A 2,178-nucleotide genomic window follows, 5' to 3' on the forward strand; every position below is an offset into this window, starting at 1 on the left:
TCGCGCCGGCCGTCAATGCCATCCATGAAGCGGTATACCACGCTCACCGCATCCTACGGGCGCTATCAACCAATCTATCAGTTAAAAATTTACCACTACCAAATTTCCAATGGCAGAACTCAACCGACGCTATCGATACTCCGGCACTGCCGTACTGGTTGCCCTGTTTGCCGCGGCACTCGGAAGACCTGCCGTCGCGCAGCCATCCCTACCTGTTTCCGATCCCCCCGCATTCGCACCGGCGGCAGCTCGGGATAGCCAGGTCCCCCACGGCGATCAGGGCCGCGCAATCCGGCATGGCGGCAGCTCCCAGGACTGCGGCAAGCTACCGAGTGGCCTTGCCGACTCCGATCCGGTCTACGTCCATAATCCCGATTTCGGATATGCACGCCTGCTGACGGACCTAGCCGCTCGAGACAGCTATCAAGCATATCGTGCCTCCAATCGCGGACGCCGGAAGATGCTCTACCTAAGTACGAACGACGGCAGGCTACAGGCCTTCGACGCCGACACCGGAAGCGAGCGGTTCGTCTTTATTCCCACTCGCCTGCCCCGGAGGTTGCCCGACCCCACCTCACCGGGCCAACGCCATAAGCATTCGCCGAACTTTGGGGACGCCTACATCGATGGCGCCTGGCGGACGGTGCTGATCGGTTCGCCGGGGGCGCAAGGGAAGTCGGTCTTCGCCCTCGATATCACCACCCCGGACGGCTTCTCCAAGCAGAACCTCCTGTGGGAGCGCACGGATGCGGAGCTTCCACACCTGGGTTATCCGCTCCACCGGGGGACCGTCGCCAGGATGCGGGACGGCACCTGGGCGGCGGTCTTCGGCAATGGTTACGACAGCGCGGAGGGGCGAGCGGTACTCTACGTCCTGGACGTGTCCGACGGCACCCTGCTCGCGGAGATAGCGACCGGGGCGGCAGACCCCTCCACCACCCCGAACGGCCTGGCCGCACCCGCCCTGCTGGCCGACAACCGGCGCACCATCCTTGCCGCCTATGCCGGGGATCTGCACGGGAATCTGTGGAAATTCGACCTCTCCCACACCCAACCGGAACGCTGGAAAGTGGCCTACGGCTCCAGAGAGAACCCCCAACCCTTGTTCCGGGCCATGGACGATGCCGGCAACCCGCAGCCGATCACCCTGGAGCCGGAAATCGGCCAACACCCCACCGGTGCCGGCTACCTGATCTATTTCGGTACCGGACGCCATTCCGGCGCCGGCGCCGGCAATCTTGGCCCGGACCCTGCCGTGCAATCCTTCTATGGGATCCGGGACCAGGGTACACCGGTGACATCGACCGGGAACGGAAAGGACAGCGGGCCCCACGGCAGCAGGAGCCGATTGCAGCGGCAAACCATTACCCATGAGGTGACAATAGCCGGCAACCATTGGCGGGTCGTGTCCGACAACCCCATCGACTGGACCACCCGGCAAGGATGGTTTCTCGACCTGGTGTCACCCAACGGCGGGAGGCAGGGAGAACACCTGGTCGGCACCCCCCGATTGCGCGGCGGACACATCCGCTTCACCACCCGCATCCCAACAAATGATCGCTGCAAGCTCGGCGGTCAAGGCTGGGCGATGGTGCTCGACATCGAGAACGGAAGGCGTGTCGGTGCAGGCCGGTTCCATGTCAGCGGGGACGGCGAACGCTCGGACGCCGACTTCTTGAAGATACCGGCTGGCCCGAGCGACGCAACCCCGGTAACCCTATCGGCCCGAGCATCCGATACGGATATTGCGAAAACACCGCACGGCATCCCCGTCGGTGCGGCGGACGAGCATACGGGGGGCCCGACCACTGCCGGCGGCACAGGCAGAAGATCCTGGCGACAATTGCGTTGAGCTCGGCACACCAAGCCCCTCTCCCCCCAAGGGTGTTGCAAAAGCCCCTCTCCCGCCGGGAGAGGGGGCCAAGCCCGTAGACCCTATGAAGCCCGCAGCCCGTAGGATGCGGTGAGCGCGGTTGGTCAATTCAGGATGGCATCACGAGGAGGCGCGAACCGCATCAATGGACGCCTGGGCAGCGGCGAACCGCATCTTTGGATGGCCCTCCCGCGCCCGACATGCGGTGTCCAGCCTACCCAGTGGACACACCCCACCCTTGTATGTTCTGTATCCAAGGGAGAGCCAAGGATCAGGTAGAAAGGGAGTTAATGGAGAGGACCTGG

1 protein-coding gene is annotated in these 2,178 nt (G+C 64.0%); it reads left to right on the forward strand.

Going from position 1 to position 2,178, the window contains the following annotated elements; translation table 11 throughout:
* Positions 1-109 precede the first annotated feature (109 nt).
* Positions 110-1,852, forward strand: a complete 1,743-nt coding sequence (locus BQ17_RS01510) for a pilus assembly protein (RefSeq protein WP_089723978.1) — start codon at positions 110-112, stop codon at positions 1,850-1,852.
* The last annotated feature ends 326 nt before the right edge of the window (positions 1,853-2,178 follow it).

The organism is Candidatus Thiosymbion oneisti, assembly GCF_900092655.1.
GTDB classification, from domain to species: Bacteria; Pseudomonadota; Gammaproteobacteria; order Chromatiales; family Chromatiaceae; genus Thiosymbion; species Thiosymbion oneisti.